The organism is Pedobacter antarcticus, from assembly GCF_900112985.1.
Lineage (GTDB): Bacteria > Bacteroidota > Bacteroidia > Sphingobacteriales > Sphingobacteriaceae > Pedobacter > Pedobacter antarcticus.
Map to the genome: position 1 here is coordinate 869922 of NZ_FONS01000001.1, position 15194 is coordinate 885115.

The window sequence follows — 15194 nt, forward strand, 5'->3', positions numbered from 1 at the left end:
CATGATTATTAATTGCCGAGACGAACAAATCACACTGATGCCTGAAAGGGCAATTTACTGGCCCCGAAAAAAAATGCTGATCATCAGCGATCTTCATACTGGCAAGGCCGCCCATTTCAGAAAATCCGGAATTCCGGTTCCTGCTACAATTGCAACGGATGATTTAGAAAGATTAAGTGACCTTATTGAAAATATTATCCCGGATATACTGCTTATTACTGGCGATCTGGTCCATTTTGAGTTGAATACTGAAGTCGCTCTATTCCAGGAATGGCGTAAAAAATACCCGAGCCTCAATCTCAAACTGATTAAAGGTAATCATGACCTGCTCACTCCAGAAGACTATATAGCGATGGATATTGAGGTTTACGAAAAAGAATATTTATGCTTTCCGTATCGCTTTATCCATGAGCCCCCAAAGCGACAGGATGAATATTACAATATCTCCGGCCATATTCATCCGGGTGTAACGCTGTATGGGAGGTCCAGACAGCGCATACATTTGCCTTGCTTTTACTTTGGCGACCACACCGCAATACTTCCTGCTTTCAGTAAGTTTACGGGATTGAGCAGGATCCCAGCCGTAAATGGCGGCACCTATTATGCTATAGCGAGTGACCGGGTTCTTCAGGTTTGATTAATCTGCCGATTGAGCAATCAAAGAAAGCAGCATCTGAACAACGGTCTGATCTGTCTTGAAGGTTACATCGGTAGTTTTCAATTCAGATAGGCTAATCCAGCGAAACGACTGTACACAATCCGGATCGAAATCAAAGACTTTCGTTTTATAAGTTAATTCCAAAGGATTTTTCTCTTTGACCAGGTAATAGATACTTAGGATCTGGCTATCATTAAAAGACGATTTCTCATAGAAATCAGTCGTATAAAAATGACTGATCACCTCAATTTCAGCATTACACTCTTCCATGAATTCACGCTTGAGCGCATCAATCAGGCCTTCTCCATATTCCAGTCCCCCACCAGGGAACTTACTGAAACTTCTGCCTCCTGACAGTTCATCGCTAACCAAAATCTGGTTAGCCTGATTAATCAGTAAACCGTAAACTCTTACATTAAAATAACTCATTGACTAAAGTGCTTTTTATTTTTAGTGACATTATCTGAATTCCAGGGAATTTCTGCCCGGAAGGGTTCCTGACGAACAGGGCAATTTTTCATTTTACAGTAATTACAGCATTCCGGCAGGCATGGGTCGGCATGTATAAACAGCTCGGTTTCACGTTCGCCGCTTCCATTAATCATATGATCTATGGCCGAAATTTCCTGATGGACCTGATTCAGGTCATAATAATAAGGAAGTGTAACATGGCAGTCAATATGGAGATCGGCTCCGTATTGCTGGGCTCTTAAATTATGAACATCAATCCAAGCATCCTGCCTGTTTTGCTGTAAAAGGACGACAATGGAATTAACCAGGTCTATATTACTCTCATCCATCAGGCCACCGATAGATCTTCTGGTTAGCTTATATCCATTATATAAAATATACAGGCCAAGTACAATAGATATTGCACTGTCAAGCCAGAAAATTTGCGTTAGCTGAATAAGAATAATGCCTGCAACCAAACCTCCACTGGTCACCGCATCGGTTAATAAATGTTTACCGTCGGCCTCTAATGTTAATGAAGAATGTTTTTTCCCGGTATTAATCAAATAATATCCAACAAGCAGATTAATCAGGCCTGTTGCACCTATAATAACCGCACCATCTAATAACTGCTTAATCTCCCGCGGAAAAGCCAGGTCATATCCCGATTTCACCAAAATGATCAATCCGGCCAGACCGATGAGCACTCCCTCTACAAATGCAGAAAAGAATTCTACCTTTCCATGACCGTAAGGGTGGTTTTCATCTTTAGGGATAGTTGCGAGATAAATGCTATAAAAGGCAAAGCTACTGGCTATTACGTTAACTATACTTTCTGCTGCATCTGTCAGAATCGCGTTAGACCCTGTTAGAAAATAAGCCCCGAATTTTGCCAGCATCAGTACAACACTGATTAAAAGGGAAACGAGTATAGCTTTCTTTTTAGGACTCACTAGATGAATTTAGGGCTCAAAAATACGTTTTCCTGATGAATATCTACTAAAAACGTATTTTTTTAGCTTTTAACGCCCGCAGATTTTATATTTGTTATCTTATCAACTAATCATGACATTTTTATCTCAAAGAATCAATAACCTTTCAGAATCACAGACCATTAAAATGGCAAAGCTGGGAAGAGAACTTACAGCTAAAGGTATTGATGTAATTAATCTGAGCTTCGGGGAACCAGACTTTTTCACTCCCGATTCCGTCAAAGAAGCTGCTAAAAAAGCTATCGACGAAAATTACTCTTATTATACGCCCGTATCTGGCTACCCGGAACTGCGTAAAGCGATTACCACTAAGCTAAAGAACGAAAATGATCTGGACTATACCTTTGATCAGATCGTGGTTTCTACAGGTGCCAAGCAATCTCTGGCTAATGCTGTAATGTGCCTGGTTAATCCGGGAGAAGAAGTAATTGTACCTACGCCATACTGGGTTTCTTATTCAGAAATGATTAAACTGGCAGAAGGCGAGACAGTTTTTATCCACGCTACAGTTGAAACGGAGTTTAAAATCACCGCAGCACAACTGGAGGCGGCTATAACGCCAAAGACTAAATTGTTTATGTTCTCGTCTCCTTGTAATCCTACAGGGTCGGTCTATTCACATGAAGAACTAGCCGCACTGGCAGCAGTATTTGAAAAACATCCACAGATTTATATCATCTCCGATGAAATCTATGAACATATCAATTTTGTAGACAAACATGCTTCAATCGCATCATTCCCTGCAATTAAAGACCGCGTAATTATCATTAACGGTTTCTCTAAGGCTTATGCAATGACTGGCTGGAGAGTTGGTTATATGGCAGCTAATAAAGAAATCGCTGCTGCCTGCGATAAACTACAAGGACAAATCACTTCTGGAACTTCTTCCATTGCTCAACGTGCCGCATTAGCTGCATATGAAGGTAATCTGGACAGCGTAACTGAAATGAAGAATGAATTCAAAAAACGCAGAGACCTGGTTTACGGCCTTCTAAAGGAAGTTCCGGGTGTTGAAGTGAACCTACCGGATGGCGCATTTTACTTCTTCCCGGAAGTAAAATCTTTCTTCGGTAAAAGTGTAAACGGATCTGTGATAAACACAGCCGATGATCTTTGTCTTTATTTACTAAACGAAGCGCATGTTAGCACTGTTACCGGCGAAGCTTTCGGAAATGCGGACTGTATCAGAATTTCGTATGCTGCTGCAGAAGACCAATTGGTTCAAGCGGTGTCAAGAATTAAAGATGCCCTGGCTAAAATCAGCTAAGTAAATCTTATCCATAAAAAAACTCAGTACGGGTCATTCCGTACTGAGTTTTTTTATGCTTTTAAGAATGAGCACTAACAACCAGCCGCATTCATGTTAAGGCTTAAGAGCGGATAGCCTCAACTGGATCAAGTCTGGATGCTGAATAAGCAGGCCAGAACCCTGAAATAACACCTATGACCACGGAAATCGAAATTCCCATAATGATATTGGCCGAGTCAAGTACTACTTTAATTCCAAAGCCATAAGTTACTACAAGGGTTAGACTGTATACCAGTAATAATCCGAGCAAACCTCCCATCAGACACAGAGCAACCGCCTCGAACATGAATTGTAGCAGAATAAAGTAATTTTTTGCCCCAAGTGATTTCTGAATACCAATAATATTAGTCCGTTCTTTAACAGATACGAACATAATGTTGGCAATACCGAATCCACCAACCAAGATTGAAAATCCGCCGATCACCCATCCAGCAATACGCACCATCTTAAACATAATATCCAGCTGGTTAGAAATCATAGTCGTTTTATTCAATGAAAAATCATCTTCCACACCGGGTCTGATTCTATGAATAGAGCGCATAGCTCCCTGCAACTCACTTTCGACCTCTTCCAAAGCTATATAAGACTTACCCCTTACAGTGATTGTCGGATCATAGTTGCTATTCTGTATATCAAATAAGCCCTTTGCAAAGTTTAATGGAATCAATACGTTATTATCCTGAGACATCCCCAGCATATCTTCCCCTTCTTTTTTAAAGACACCAACTACTGTAAGTCTTCGTCCCATAACTTTGATTTGCTTTCCCATCGCGGATGATCCGCCGAAAAGTCCGTTCGCTATCTCCGCACCGAGAATAGCGACAGGACTACCCGACCGGCTCTCATTATCCGTAAAATACCTGCCCTCCTGAAAATCCAGGGTCCAGGTAATATGATAGTCATGAGTGGCGGCATTTAATGTCGCACCCTCTACGGAACTACTTCTGTATTTAATCACTCTGTTTCTGCTGGATACTTCATAAGAAATTCCATCAGCATGTTCCAAACGACCTTTTAGTGCCTGATAATCACGAAGAGTTGGTTCTGGTCTGTTCATATATTTCCACCAGGGGTAATCCCCAAATCCACCCCAGGGCCATTTCTGAACAAATAGTGTATTTGAGCCCAGCTTATCGACGCTCTCCTGCAGTTTGTTCCGCAGTGTGTCCACGCCCGAGAAAACAGCTATAATGGTAAATATACCGATCGTTATACCCAGCAAGGATAACATTGTACGCAGTTTATTTTGTATCAGCGCATCGGCAGCAAACCTGAAGCTCTCTCCTATAAGTCTGAATATGATCATAATTGATGATTAGATGGAAAAGCGGGTAAAAGGTTACAGCTAACGCTAAGTTTTTTTTTATAAATATTTTTACTGACCATTGCACACAATCTTCCTGTGAAAACGTTTAATATCTGCTTAAAATCAATTTACCGGACGAAAACAATGGGTAAATTAAATATAAAAATACCGGAATAAAGATATATTTATTAATAAGCATTAAATTACGTAATTTTGCGGCCTTAATTATTTTATTTTAAAACATGAAGTTATCTCAATTTAAGTTTAATCTGCCTGAATCATTAGTTGCCAATAATCCTTCAGAACAAAGGGACGAAGCCCGTTTAATGGTTTTGCATAAAGACACTGGCAAAATTGAACATAAAATATTTAAAGATATTTTGGAATATTTCGATGATCAGGATGTCATGATCCTGAATAACACTAAAGTTTTTCCTGCACGTCTGTACGGAAATAAGGAGAAAACTGGTGCTACTATTGAAGTGTTCCTGCTACGTGAACTGAATAAAGAACTTCGCCTTTGGGACGTGCTGGTAGATCCGGCTCGAAAAATTCGCGTAGGTAATAAGTTGTATTTTGGTGATGATGATCTTTTAGTGGCAGAAGTTGTAGATAATACTACTTCACGTGGCCGTACTATCCGTTTCCTATTTGATGGGACAGACGAAGAATTTAGAAAAAACATCGAAATACTTGGTGAAACACCACTCCCTAAATATATTAAGCGTAAAGCAACTGCACAGGATAAGGAACGTTACCAGACTATTTTTGCTAAACATGAAGGAGCTGTTGCAGCACCTACTGCGGGTATGCACTTTAGCCGTGAGCTAATGAAACGTCTGGAACTGAAAGGTATTAATTTTGCAGAAGTGACTTTACACGTAGGACTGGGTACTTTCCGTTCTGTAGAAGTAGAAGATCTGACTAAACACAAAATGGATTCAGAGCAGTTTATCATTGAAGAAAAACAAGCAAACATCGTTAACAAAGCACTGGAGGAAAAAAGAAAAATTTGTGCAGTAGGTACCACTTCCATGCGTGCAATAGAATCAGCGGTTTCTTCAGGTAAAATGCTTAAGCCAGCTAACGACTGGACAAGCAAGTTCATCTTCCCTCCTTATGACTTTAGTATCGCAAATTCGATGATTACCAATTTCCATACACCTGAATCTACTTTATTGATGATGGTAAGTGCATTTGGTGGTTACGACTATGTAAGAAATGCTTACGAAGTAGCTTTAAAAGAAAAATACCGTTTCTATAGTTACGGTGATGCAATGTTAATTATCTAATAATTGCCTAAGAGATATGAAATAGGAGGACCCAAGGGTTGCTCCTATTTTTTTTACCCATTTTTCTATAAATTTAGGGCTGCTACGAGTCAACAGAAACTTACAAACTCAGATGAAATATATTGCGATTATAGTTGCAGGAGGAAAAGGAAGCCGAATGAATCAAACGGTCCCCAAACAATTTCTGGAACTACAGGGTAAACCAGTGCTGATGCATACTTTGGAAGCGTTCGCCAAATGCGCATTAAAGCCTGAAATCATTTTAGTGCTGAATATACATCAGCATGAATTCTGGGAAGAACTCTGTAGTAAACATAACTTCAGAATTACTCACCAGTTGGTTAAGGGCGGTGCAGAAAGATTTGATTCGGTTAAAAATGGACTGAAAAAGATTAAAGGAGACGGAGTAGTCGCAATTCATGATGCTGTACGTCCATTAATAAGCCCGGAGCTAATCGAAACTATCTTTAAGGCAGCAGAAGTCGATGGGAATGCAATAACGGCTGTACAGGCCGTAGATTCAGTTAGAATCCAGATCGAGGGTCAGCATGCAACCCCATTAAACAGAAATGAGATATTTCTTGTCCAGACACCGCAGGCTTTTCATTTAAAACAGTTAAAAAAAGCATATCTACAACCTTACCGTATCGATTTTACCGATGATGCTTCTGTGGTCGAAAAAGCAGGGTATCCTATTCATTTAGTTCCTGGAGAAAGAACCAATATAAAAATAACTTATACAGAGGATCTGCAGCTTGCAGACTGGTTTCTGCAAACAAAAAAAACCGCTGATTAAGATCAGCGGCTGTGACTATATAATAATTTCAGAATTATTCAGATCAGGCGGCCTTGTTAATCACCTTAAGGATAATTGCTATAATTGCGATGACCAGTAAAACGTGAATCAGACCGCCGACATTCCCGAAGCCATTAAAAAAGACTCCGATTACCCATAGTATAACTAATACCACCGCGACCAAATAAAGTAAATTTCCCATAGTTTGTAGATTTTTAAATTGTGTTTGAATAATTAGAAAGCAGACACTCTCTTGACAATTCTCAAAACAATCTTCGTTCCAAAAACAAAAAAAAAGTCCCGTATGAGGGGACTTTCAACTATGTTTCATTTAATATTCGTCTTCGTTGAAGAAGAAATCATCTTTAGTTGGATAATCTGGCCAGATTTCTTCAATAGTTTCATACGGTTCACCATCATCTTCTAAAGCCTGCAGGTTTTCAATAACTTCTACCGGTGCACCTGATCTGATGCCGTAATCTATCAATTCGTCTTTTGTTGCAGGCCATGGAGCGTCCTCCAAATGCGATGCTAATTCTAGTGTCCAATACATATTATTTACTATTTTATTGTTCTTATTTAGTTTTGCAAAAGTATATTAAAAAAGCTGACGAAAACAAACTTTTTTTTCCACTTTCTAGACCCTTGGTATCCAGATACTTTCAGCGGTCTGCGTGTCCTGTGCGATCTTTCTGCCCAGAACGAACAGATAATCACTTAGTCTGTTCAGGTAAATAGCCACTCTGGGTACAACCTCACTTTCTGTACTCAGCTGGACAGTCAGTCTCTCGGCCCTGCGGCAAACACATCTTGCGATATGACACCATGATACCACAGTACTCCCACCAGGAAGTACAAAATGTTTCAATGCCGGGAGCTCTTCATTCATGTTGTCCATCTCTTGTTCAAGCAACGCGATATCCTCCTGTTGAAGGTCTGGAATTTTCATTCTTGATTTCTCCGGATCTGCAGCCAACGCCGCACCGATGGTAAATAAACGGTCCTGTATTTCTTTCAGTATCTCTTTTGAATGAGAACCGATCCGCTGACACTGAATCAATCCGATATATGAATTTAATTCATCCACCGTCCCGTAACATTCAATTCGCAAATGATATTTCGGAACTCTGGTACCACCGATCAATGAAGTTTCCCCCTTGTCTCCTGTTTTGGTATAAATTTTCATTCCGTAGATATTTCTATAACTGTTTTCCGATTTGTTCAAAATCATCACCGGTCTCGTTTAGTTTACTCAACCGTGGTGAAACAGTTTTAATATCGGTATTTTTATAATCATTTTCTATAAGACCATCCCGCATTCTTACAATTCTATGTGCATGCTGCGCAATATCTTCTTCGTGCGTAACCAGGATGATCGTATTGCCTTTACTGTGAATTTCTTCCAACAGCCCCATTATCTCAATGGAAGTTTTAGTGTCCAGATTTCCTGTCGGCTCATCGGCCAGAATAATAGAGGGATTATTGATCAAAGCTCTCGCCACAGCTACACGCTGACGCTGGCCTCCGGAAAGTTCGTTTGGCTTATGTGTAACCCGGTTTCCCAAACCCACATTTTCAAGAGCTTTCTGCGCACGCTCATCACGTTCTTTCTTAGAAGCACCTGCATAAATTAAAGGCAAAGCTACATTGTCAAGGGATGTAGATCTGGGCAGAAGATTAAATGTCTGAAAAACAAACCCAATCTCTTTGTTTCTAACCTCAGCCAAAGCATCATCAGTCATTTGGCTAACATTCGTTCCATTCAGGATATAATCACCTTTACTTGGAGTATCTAAACACCCCAGAATGTTCATCAATGTAGATTTACCCGATCCGGATGGTCCCATTAATGCTACAAATTCGCCTTTGAAAATATCCAGTGAAACTGATTTTAATGCATGAATCACTTCGGATCCGATTACATATTTACGACCGATATCTTTAATATTAATTAGCGGGTTCTCCATCAGGTATTATTTATTGTTATCACATTTAGACAAGCTTATTCTATTAATGTTACAACAGCGGCTTATTTCTCCAGAATTTTAGGAACCATAAAGTAGTTTTCATTATGAACCGCCGCATTCTTTAAGGCATTTTCTACACTTATATCATGAAAGACTTCATCGGCACGCCACACATTTACTTCCGGGTTCATATAAACAAGAGGCTCTACATTACTCGTATCCAACTCATTAAGTTTCTCCATGAAGGTCAGAATTTTATTCATATCCGCCTGAAGAGTTTCTACTTCATCGGCATTGATTTCAATTCTGGCAAGATCAGCCACTTTATATATTGTTTTCTGGTCTATATTCATTTCTGCACAATTTTATGCTTTATCAATTCAAAAATACGTTCTTTCAGCTTTTCGGCATCATCAGCCGACATATTTTCCGTAACAATGGGTGAATGTACATAAATATCACAGATTCCAGGTCTTGTTCCGTACTTTGCACCATCATCCCACATGAGTTTCCAGGCATCGCTGATACTCACTGCAACAATAGGTGTTCCGGTTTCTATAGCCATACGAAATGGCCCATTTTTAAACGGCTCCAGAGTTGGTGGATAATTAGCTCCCGAAATACCGCCTTCAGGAAAAATAATTAGACTTCTTCCCGCATTTAGTTGCTCCCCCGCCCGTTTGAACGCGCGGAACGCCGACATTTTACTCGCCCTGTCCAATGGGATATCAATCGTTTGAAAAAACAACTTTAATACTGGATTCTTCAATAGCTCTACCTTTCCAAGGAAACTATAAGCCCCTTTTGCCAGCTGGCAAAACAACATAATATCCAAGTTCGAGGAGTGGTTGGCAGCGAATACGTAAGCCTGATCGTTCTGAAGGGGGCTTTCATAATGAAAACGGAAATAAATACCGGAAAACACACTACTGCACCAGCTATTGGCAGTTCTTAGATGATTTAAGAAGAAGTAACCGGAAGGCTTTCGCGATGCAAGCCAATAGAAGGGATAAAAGAGTACAAAAAAAAACAGGATTACAACGATTACATAAAAGCGGTGCAGGTGGCGTAACAGCAAAATCATAAATTCAAACGTACAAAAAATACATTAATAGCTTATCGTAAACAATTGGATATTCTTGCCCTGACCCACAATATCATTCTATAATATTACCACCGGATTCACAAAAAGAAATATAATAGAACATCAGATAAGGGTTTTTTCTTAATTTCGGCCCAGGAGATTTGCCCCAATGGATAATCGTTCCATTTGTATCAAATTACCGCAATCTAATTGAAGCACATGAAAGAAATCGTATTAAGTGGTATCAGACCTACAGGAAAATTACATCTGGGCAACTATTTTGGCGCAGTAACCAATTTTGTGAAAATGCAGCATGAATATAACTGCTTCTTTTTCATTGCAGATCTGCACTCACTCACGACACATCCTACACCAACAGATTTAAACGGTTATGTAAAAAATGTATTGGTTGAATATCTGGCATGCGGAATAGATCCGGAAGTAGCAACAATATATGTTCAGTCGGATGTCCCTGAAGTAACTGAACTATACCTTTATTTGAATATGAACGCCTATATGGGTGAATTGGAAAGAAGTACTTCTTTTAAAGATAAGGTCCGCTCAAATCCTGATAATGTTAATGCAGGTCTGCTTACCTATCCATCATTGATGGCCGCCGATATCCTGATTCATAGAGCTACTAAAGTTCCGGTAGGAAAAGATCAGGAACAACACCTGGAGATGACAAGAACATTTGGAAACCGTTTTAACCGTTTATATAACGCAGATTATTTTCCAGAGCCATTTGCTTTTAGCTACAGCGAGAACCTGGTTAAAGTTCCCGGACTTGACGGCAAAGGTAAAATGGGTAAATCTGAAGGAGATGCCAATTGTATTTACCTGGCAGATTCTCCAGAAGTAATCAGAAAAAAAGTAGCAAAAGCAGTATCCGACGGCGGCCCTACTGAGGAAAACCAGCCTAAACCTGAAGCTATTCAGAATTTATTTGATCTGATGAAAATCGTTTCTTCGGCTGATACGCTTGCACATTTTGACGAACTATACAATAAATGCGGAATCCGTTACGGAGATTTCAAAAAACAACTGGCAGAAGATATGATCGTCTTCAACTCCCCTATTCGTGAAAGGATTCTGGAGATTTCAGCTGACACTGATTATCTCCGTCAGGTAGCGCAGCGTGGTGCAGAAAAAGCCAGGATCAGCGCGAGACAGACCCTAAAAGATGTGAGAGAACTGATCGGCTTTAAGCCTTTCTAGTACTGTCCACGAAACTTATTTATTTACAAGCATTAGAATAGAGATATGCATATAGCAATCGTTGGCAATATCGGAGCCGGAAAAACGACCCTTACCGGGTTACTTGCAAAAAATTATGGCTGGGAAGCCCTTTACGAAGCAGTAGATAACAATCCTTACCTGGAAGATTTTTATAGTGACATGAAACGATGGAGCTTTAATCTTCAGATCTACTTTCTGAACAATCGTTTTCAGCAGCTTGTAGATATTCAAACCAATCAGCGCAACGTAATTCAGGACAGAACCATTTACGAGGATGCACATATTTTTGCAGAAAACCTGCACGAAATGGGACTCATGACTTCAAGGGACTACAAAAATTACAGAGATATCTTCGATAACGTCACCACTTTTATCAAACCTCCAGACCTGCTTGTCTATCTACGTGCTTCAGTTCCAACACTGGTAAATAATATTCAGCGCCGGGGAAGAGATTACGAAGCAAGTATCCGTTTAGATTATTTATCTAAACTGAATGAAAAATATGAAGAATGGATTAAAGGTTATCAACTCGGTAAATTATTAATCCTTGATAAAGACAAACTTGATTTCACCAGCAATCCGGAAGACCTTGGGCAAGTTATTCAGTCCATCGAAGCCGAAATCAACGGGCTTTTCTAAGGAAAAACAATAACGCAGAATGGTAAAGTACTAACACAATCAATACCAATGAAAATATTAGGGATCATTCCTGCAAGATACGCGTCAACCCGTTTTCCGGGCAAACCTCTGGTGGATATTAATGGGAAATCCATGATTCGCAGAGTTTATGAACAGGCTAGCAAAGCCAGCCTTCTTGACAAAGTAATTGTCGCCACAGATGATGACCGGATCATTACGGAACTTCAAAGTTTTAATGCGCCGTATATACGTACCCGGTCTGATCACCAGAGCGGAACAGACCGCTGTGCCGAGGTCGCATCCAATTTTGATGAATATGATGTAATCATTAATATACAGGGTGACGAACCTTATATAAATCCAAGACAAATTGAACTTTTAGCGTCATGCTTCAGGGACAACCCTGGCGTACAACTCGCTACCCTTGTTAAAAAGATCAGTGATGAGAGTGAGCTTTTCAACCACAATATTCCAAAGGTAGTGCTTAATGCAAATGGCGAGGCACTGTACTTTAGCCGGCACCCCATACCTTTTCAACGTGCTCATGAACTTTCCGATTGGGCGGCAAACCATCAATATTTTAAACATATCGGAATCTATGGCTACACACGCCGTGCATTAGCTGAGATCACCAGATTACCTCCCTCTCCATTGGAACTTGCCGAAAGCCTTGAGCAACTGCGCTGGCTGGAAAATGGTTATCAAATACACACACGTATTACAGAACTGGAAACTATTGCCATCGATACACCGCAGGATCTTGATAAGATTAGACATTTCGAGGGATAATTATTTCAAAGGATAATTAATTACCTATATTACTTTAAATCCTGCTTATGAGACTTACTCCTTACTCCTTCTTTATACTACTTTTATTTATTGTATCCTGTAATTCATCATCAGAAGATAAGCAGCTTTCCGATAAGAACCATGTTCAAACTACTGTTCAATATTTCAGCAACGCAATAAAACCTGATACTTTCAGGATAGAATTACAGGGATCCAAACCAAAAGAAATGGCATTACTGTTTAATATTACCGCCGAAGGAGGCGCACCGGTATATGCTGTCCGGATACTTGCGTCAGATCTGCTGGATAATTATAAGGAAAGTGTAGACCTTGCGAGGGAGAAAAAACAAAAAGCTTTTATGGAGCAGGAACTCAAACTTTTCTTCGAAGAAGAGAATTTCCTGGAACCTGCAGTTACTGAAGATGAACTGGCAGACAAAAATACGCCTGATAAAGAATTTTTTGAAGAATTAAGAAAAAGTGGTCTCAATGGCTTTAAATACCGTTTAGGTAAAGAAACAAAGGTATACGTAGCTTGGTCCGAGAAAGAAAAAAAGGTTAAACCTTACTACGAGTGCTGTAAATAGAAAGCAGTACTTAGTGTAAGTTAGACACTAAGTTAGAGATCGAAATTTATACATTAATGCTCATAAATTAACAGCCAAACGACAGCAAGAAATTACTGCCAAAGCACAAAAAAGCAGTGGCCATCAATTTTTTTATACTGAAAATCAGTTACTTACATTTTATTTGTAATTTATTTCACCTCAGACGTACTAAATCTTAAAATTTACATTAGCTTTACCTTAGTGTTAAGCACTAAACATGCAGCACTACCTAAACCAGCATATTCTAACCAAATATATTATTGAAAAAGGCCGGGAGATCATCCTGGTCTTTTTCGTTTTCAGCCATTTTTCCTCAGACTCAGCTGAATACATAATCTCCAAAATTTACTTTTCTATACCACAATATTTGTTAACTTTGTATCCCGTACAAAAGCAATAAAACAGCGCCTACTGCTGCTTTTATTTCACAAACTCACAAACATGACTAAGTATATTTTTGTTACGGGCGGTGTCACTTCCTCTTTGGGTAAGGGCATCATCTCCGCTTCATTGGCCAAACTTTTACAAGCTAGAGGTTACAGGGTAACCATTCAGAAATTCGATCCTTATATCAATATTGATCCGGGAACGTTAAACCCTTATGAGCATGGCGAATGCTACGTAACTGAAGATGGCGCAGAGACGGATCTGGATCTTGGTCATTACGAACGCTTCCTTAACGTACCTACTTCTCAGGCAAATAATATCACCACCGGACGTATCTATCAGAACGTAATCAATAAGGAACGTCAGGGCGAATACCTTGGGAAAACTGTACAGGTCGTTCCGCATATTACAGATGAGATTAAACGTAATATGCGAATCCTGGGTGATACAGGAGAATTTGATATCGTAATTACAGAATTAGGTGGTACTGTCGGTGATATTGAATCTCTTCCGTTTATTGAAGCTGTAAGGCAGTTTAAATGGGAAGCCGGAGCTAACAATGCTATAGTTATTCACCTGACTTTAATTCCTTACCTGGCGGCTGCCGGAGAGTTAAAAACAAAACCAACTCAACACTCTGTAAAAGCATTACTGGAATATGGTATTCAACCGGATATCCTTGTTTGCCGTACAGAACATCATATTACACCAGATATCCGTAAAAAGATCGCTTTATTCTGTAATGTAAACGTTAATGCGGTAATCGAATCAATCGACGCTTCTTCTATCTATTCAGTGCCTTTGTTAATGATGAAAGAGCAATTGGATAAAACTGTTCTAAGTAAACTGAAACTTGCACAGAAAAACGAGCCTGATATGGAAAGCTGGAAAGATTTCCTGGGAAGACTAAAAAATCCTACTGCCGAAGTACGAGTTGGTCTGATCGGTAAATATGTCGAACTGCCAGATGCTTATAAATCAATTACAGAAGCATTTATTCATGCAGGTGCTAAAAACGAGTGTAAAGTAAGAGTAGAGTATATCCATTCTGAAGATATCTATGCGGATAATGCAGAAGAGAAACTAAAACACCTGGATGGTGTATTGGTCGCTCCCGGTTTTGGAAGCCGTGGTATTGAAGGCAAAATTGACTCGATCCGTTACGTTAGAGAGAATGATGTTCCATTTTTCGGGATCTGTTTGGGTATGCAATGCGCGGTAATTGAATTTGGCCGTAACGTCTTAGGTTTGAGCGAAGCAAACACAACTGAGATTGATGAAACGACTTCGGCCCCGGTAATTAATATGATGGAAGACCAGAAAACTGTTACCCATAAAGGCGGCACTATGAGACTGGGTTCTTATCCATGTGAGCTTAAAAAAGGAACTAAAGCCTTTGCAGCATACGGAAAATCCAGAATTAATGAGCGTCACAGACATCGTTATGAGTTCAACAGCGCATATCTGGATCAATATGAGAATGCAGGTATGATAGCTTCAGGCATCAATCCTGACAGTAATTTAGTGGAAATCGTTGAGCTAAAAAATCATCCGTTTTTCATTGGTGGACAATTTCATCCGGAATTAAAATCAACAGTTGCTAATCCTCACCCTCTTTTTGTTAAATTTGTCGCCGCTGCGATGGAGTATGCGAAGAAAAAAACCAAATAAAAGGCGT

At 39.7% G+C, this 15194-nt stretch carries 18 protein-coding genes; 9 read left to right on the forward strand and 9 right to left on the reverse strand.

From position 1 onward, the window contains the following. The first annotated feature begins 1 nt into the window (after window position 1). Window positions 2–637: a ligase-associated DNA damage response endonuclease PdeM gene (gene pdeM / locus BM192_RS03825; protein ID WP_037440417.1), complete on the forward strand. Its 636-nt coding sequence runs from the start codon at window positions 2–4 to the stop codon at window positions 635–637. On the opposite strand, the gene BM192_RS03830 is transcribed toward pdeM, so the two are convergent. Then, window positions 638–1087, reverse strand: coding sequence for an NUDIX domain-containing protein (locus BM192_RS03830; protein ID WP_037440419.1), 450 nt, complete (start codon window positions 1085–1087; stop codon window positions 638–640). Next, window positions 1084–2007, reverse strand: coding sequence for a cation diffusion facilitator family transporter (locus tag BM192_RS03835; protein ID WP_234797508.1), 924 nt, complete (start codon window positions 2005–2007; stop codon window positions 1084–1086). Before BM192_RS03835 ends, BM192_RS03830 begins: the two co-directional genes overlap by 4 nt. 166 nt (window positions 2008–2173) lie before the next feature. Between BM192_RS03835 and BM192_RS03840 the strand changes: the two genes are divergently transcribed. Further along, complete coding sequence (locus BM192_RS03840; RefSeq protein ID WP_170844838.1) at window positions 2174–3367, forward strand: pyridoxal phosphate-dependent aminotransferase; 1194 nt, start codon at window positions 2174–2176, stop codon at window positions 3365–3367. Window positions 3368–3470: 103 nt separating this feature from the next. Here BM192_RS03840 and BM192_RS03845 read toward each other — a convergent pair whose 3' ends face one another. Continuing rightward, the gene (locus BM192_RS03845) at window positions 3471–4715 is read right to left on the reverse strand and encodes an ABC transporter permease (RefSeq protein ID WP_170844839.1); all 1245 of its coding nucleotides are present in this window, start codon (window positions 4713–4715) and stop codon (window positions 3471–3473) included. Between the two features lie 242 nt (window positions 4716–4957). Between BM192_RS03845 and queA the strand changes: the two genes are divergently transcribed. Together queA and BM192_RS03855 are read left to right on the forward strand one after the other, a co-directional pair. Next, complete coding sequence (gene queA, locus BM192_RS03850) at window positions 4958–6007, forward strand: tRNA preQ1(34) S-adenosylmethionine ribosyltransferase-isomerase QueA (RefSeq protein ID WP_037438234.1); 1050 nt, start codon at window positions 4958–4960, stop codon at window positions 6005–6007. A gap of 112 nt (window positions 6008–6119) precedes the next feature. Beyond that, window positions 6120–6803, forward strand: coding sequence for a 2-C-methyl-D-erythritol 4-phosphate cytidylyltransferase (locus tag BM192_RS03855; RefSeq protein WP_037438235.1), 684 nt, complete (start codon window positions 6120–6122; stop codon window positions 6801–6803). 43 nt (window positions 6804–6846) lie between these two features. Here the strand turns inward: BM192_RS03855 and BM192_RS20720 are convergent, their stop codons facing one another. From BM192_RS20720 to BM192_RS03880, 6 genes are all read right to left on the reverse strand, one after another. Then, window positions 6847–7005, reverse strand: a complete 159-nt coding sequence (locus BM192_RS20720) for a lmo0937 family membrane protein (RefSeq protein ID WP_139218398.1) — start codon at window positions 7003–7005, stop codon at window positions 6847–6849. A 129-nt stretch (window positions 7006–7134) separates the two neighbouring features. Further along, window positions 7135–7356, reverse strand: a complete 222-nt coding sequence (locus BM192_RS03860; RefSeq protein ID WP_008240955.1) for a DUF2795 domain-containing protein — start codon at window positions 7354–7356, stop codon at window positions 7135–7137. A gap of 84 nt (window positions 7357–7440) precedes the next feature. Further along, window positions 7441–7989, reverse strand: coding sequence for a cob(I)yrinic acid a,c-diamide adenosyltransferase (locus BM192_RS03865; RefSeq protein ID WP_037438383.1), 549 nt, complete (start codon window positions 7987–7989; stop codon window positions 7441–7443). Window positions 7990–8002: 13 nt separating this feature from the next. Then, the gene (locus BM192_RS03870) at window positions 8003–8770 is read right to left on the reverse strand and encodes an ABC transporter ATP-binding protein (protein WP_170844840.1); all 768 of its coding nucleotides are present in this window, start codon (window positions 8768–8770) and stop codon (window positions 8003–8005) included. 62 nt (window positions 8771–8832) lie between these two features. Then, the gene (gatC, locus tag BM192_RS03875; RefSeq protein ID WP_037438237.1) at window positions 8833–9123 is read right to left on the reverse strand and encodes an Asp-tRNA(Asn)/Glu-tRNA(Gln) amidotransferase subunit GatC; all 291 of its coding nucleotides are present in this window, start codon (window positions 9121–9123) and stop codon (window positions 8833–8835) included. Beyond that, the gene (locus tag BM192_RS03880) at window positions 9120–9854 is read right to left on the reverse strand and encodes a lysophospholipid acyltransferase family protein (RefSeq protein ID WP_074963895.1); all 735 of its coding nucleotides are present in this window, start codon (window positions 9852–9854) and stop codon (window positions 9120–9122) included. The genes gatC and BM192_RS03880 overlap by 4 nt, the downstream gene beginning before the upstream one ends. Before the next feature lie 219 nt (window positions 9855–10073). On the opposite strand from BM192_RS03880, the gene trpS reads away from it, so the two are divergent. The 5 genes from trpS to BM192_RS03905 all read left to right on the forward strand — a co-directional run bounded on the left by trpS (window position 10074) and on the right by BM192_RS03905 (window position 15187). Next, complete coding sequence (trpS, locus tag BM192_RS03885) at window positions 10074–11072, forward strand: tryptophan--tRNA ligase (protein ID WP_037438238.1); 999 nt, start codon at window positions 10074–10076, stop codon at window positions 11070–11072. A gap of 45 nt (window positions 11073–11117) precedes the next feature. After that, window positions 11118–11732 carry a deoxynucleoside kinase gene (locus tag BM192_RS03890; RefSeq protein ID WP_037438239.1) on the forward strand — a complete coding sequence of 205 codons (615 nt, stop codon included), beginning with the start codon at window positions 11118–11120 and terminating at the stop codon, window positions 11730–11732. Between the two features lie 48 nt (window positions 11733–11780). Beyond that, window positions 11781–12521: a 3-deoxy-manno-octulosonate cytidylyltransferase gene (gene kdsB, locus BM192_RS03895; protein ID WP_037438240.1), complete on the forward strand. Its 741-nt coding sequence runs from the start codon at window positions 11781–11783 to the stop codon at window positions 12519–12521. A gap of 47 nt (window positions 12522–12568) precedes the next feature. Continuing rightward, on the forward strand, window positions 12569–13108 hold the full coding sequence (locus BM192_RS03900; RefSeq protein WP_037438241.1) for a hypothetical protein: 540 nt from the start codon (window positions 12569–12571) through the stop codon (window positions 13106–13108). A 462-nt stretch (window positions 13109–13570) separates the two neighbouring features. After that, a complete protein-coding gene (locus BM192_RS03905; RefSeq protein WP_037438242.1) occupies window positions 13571–15187 on the forward strand; it encodes a CTP synthase in 1617 nt (538 codons plus the stop codon). Window positions 15188–15194 lie beyond the last annotated feature (7 nt).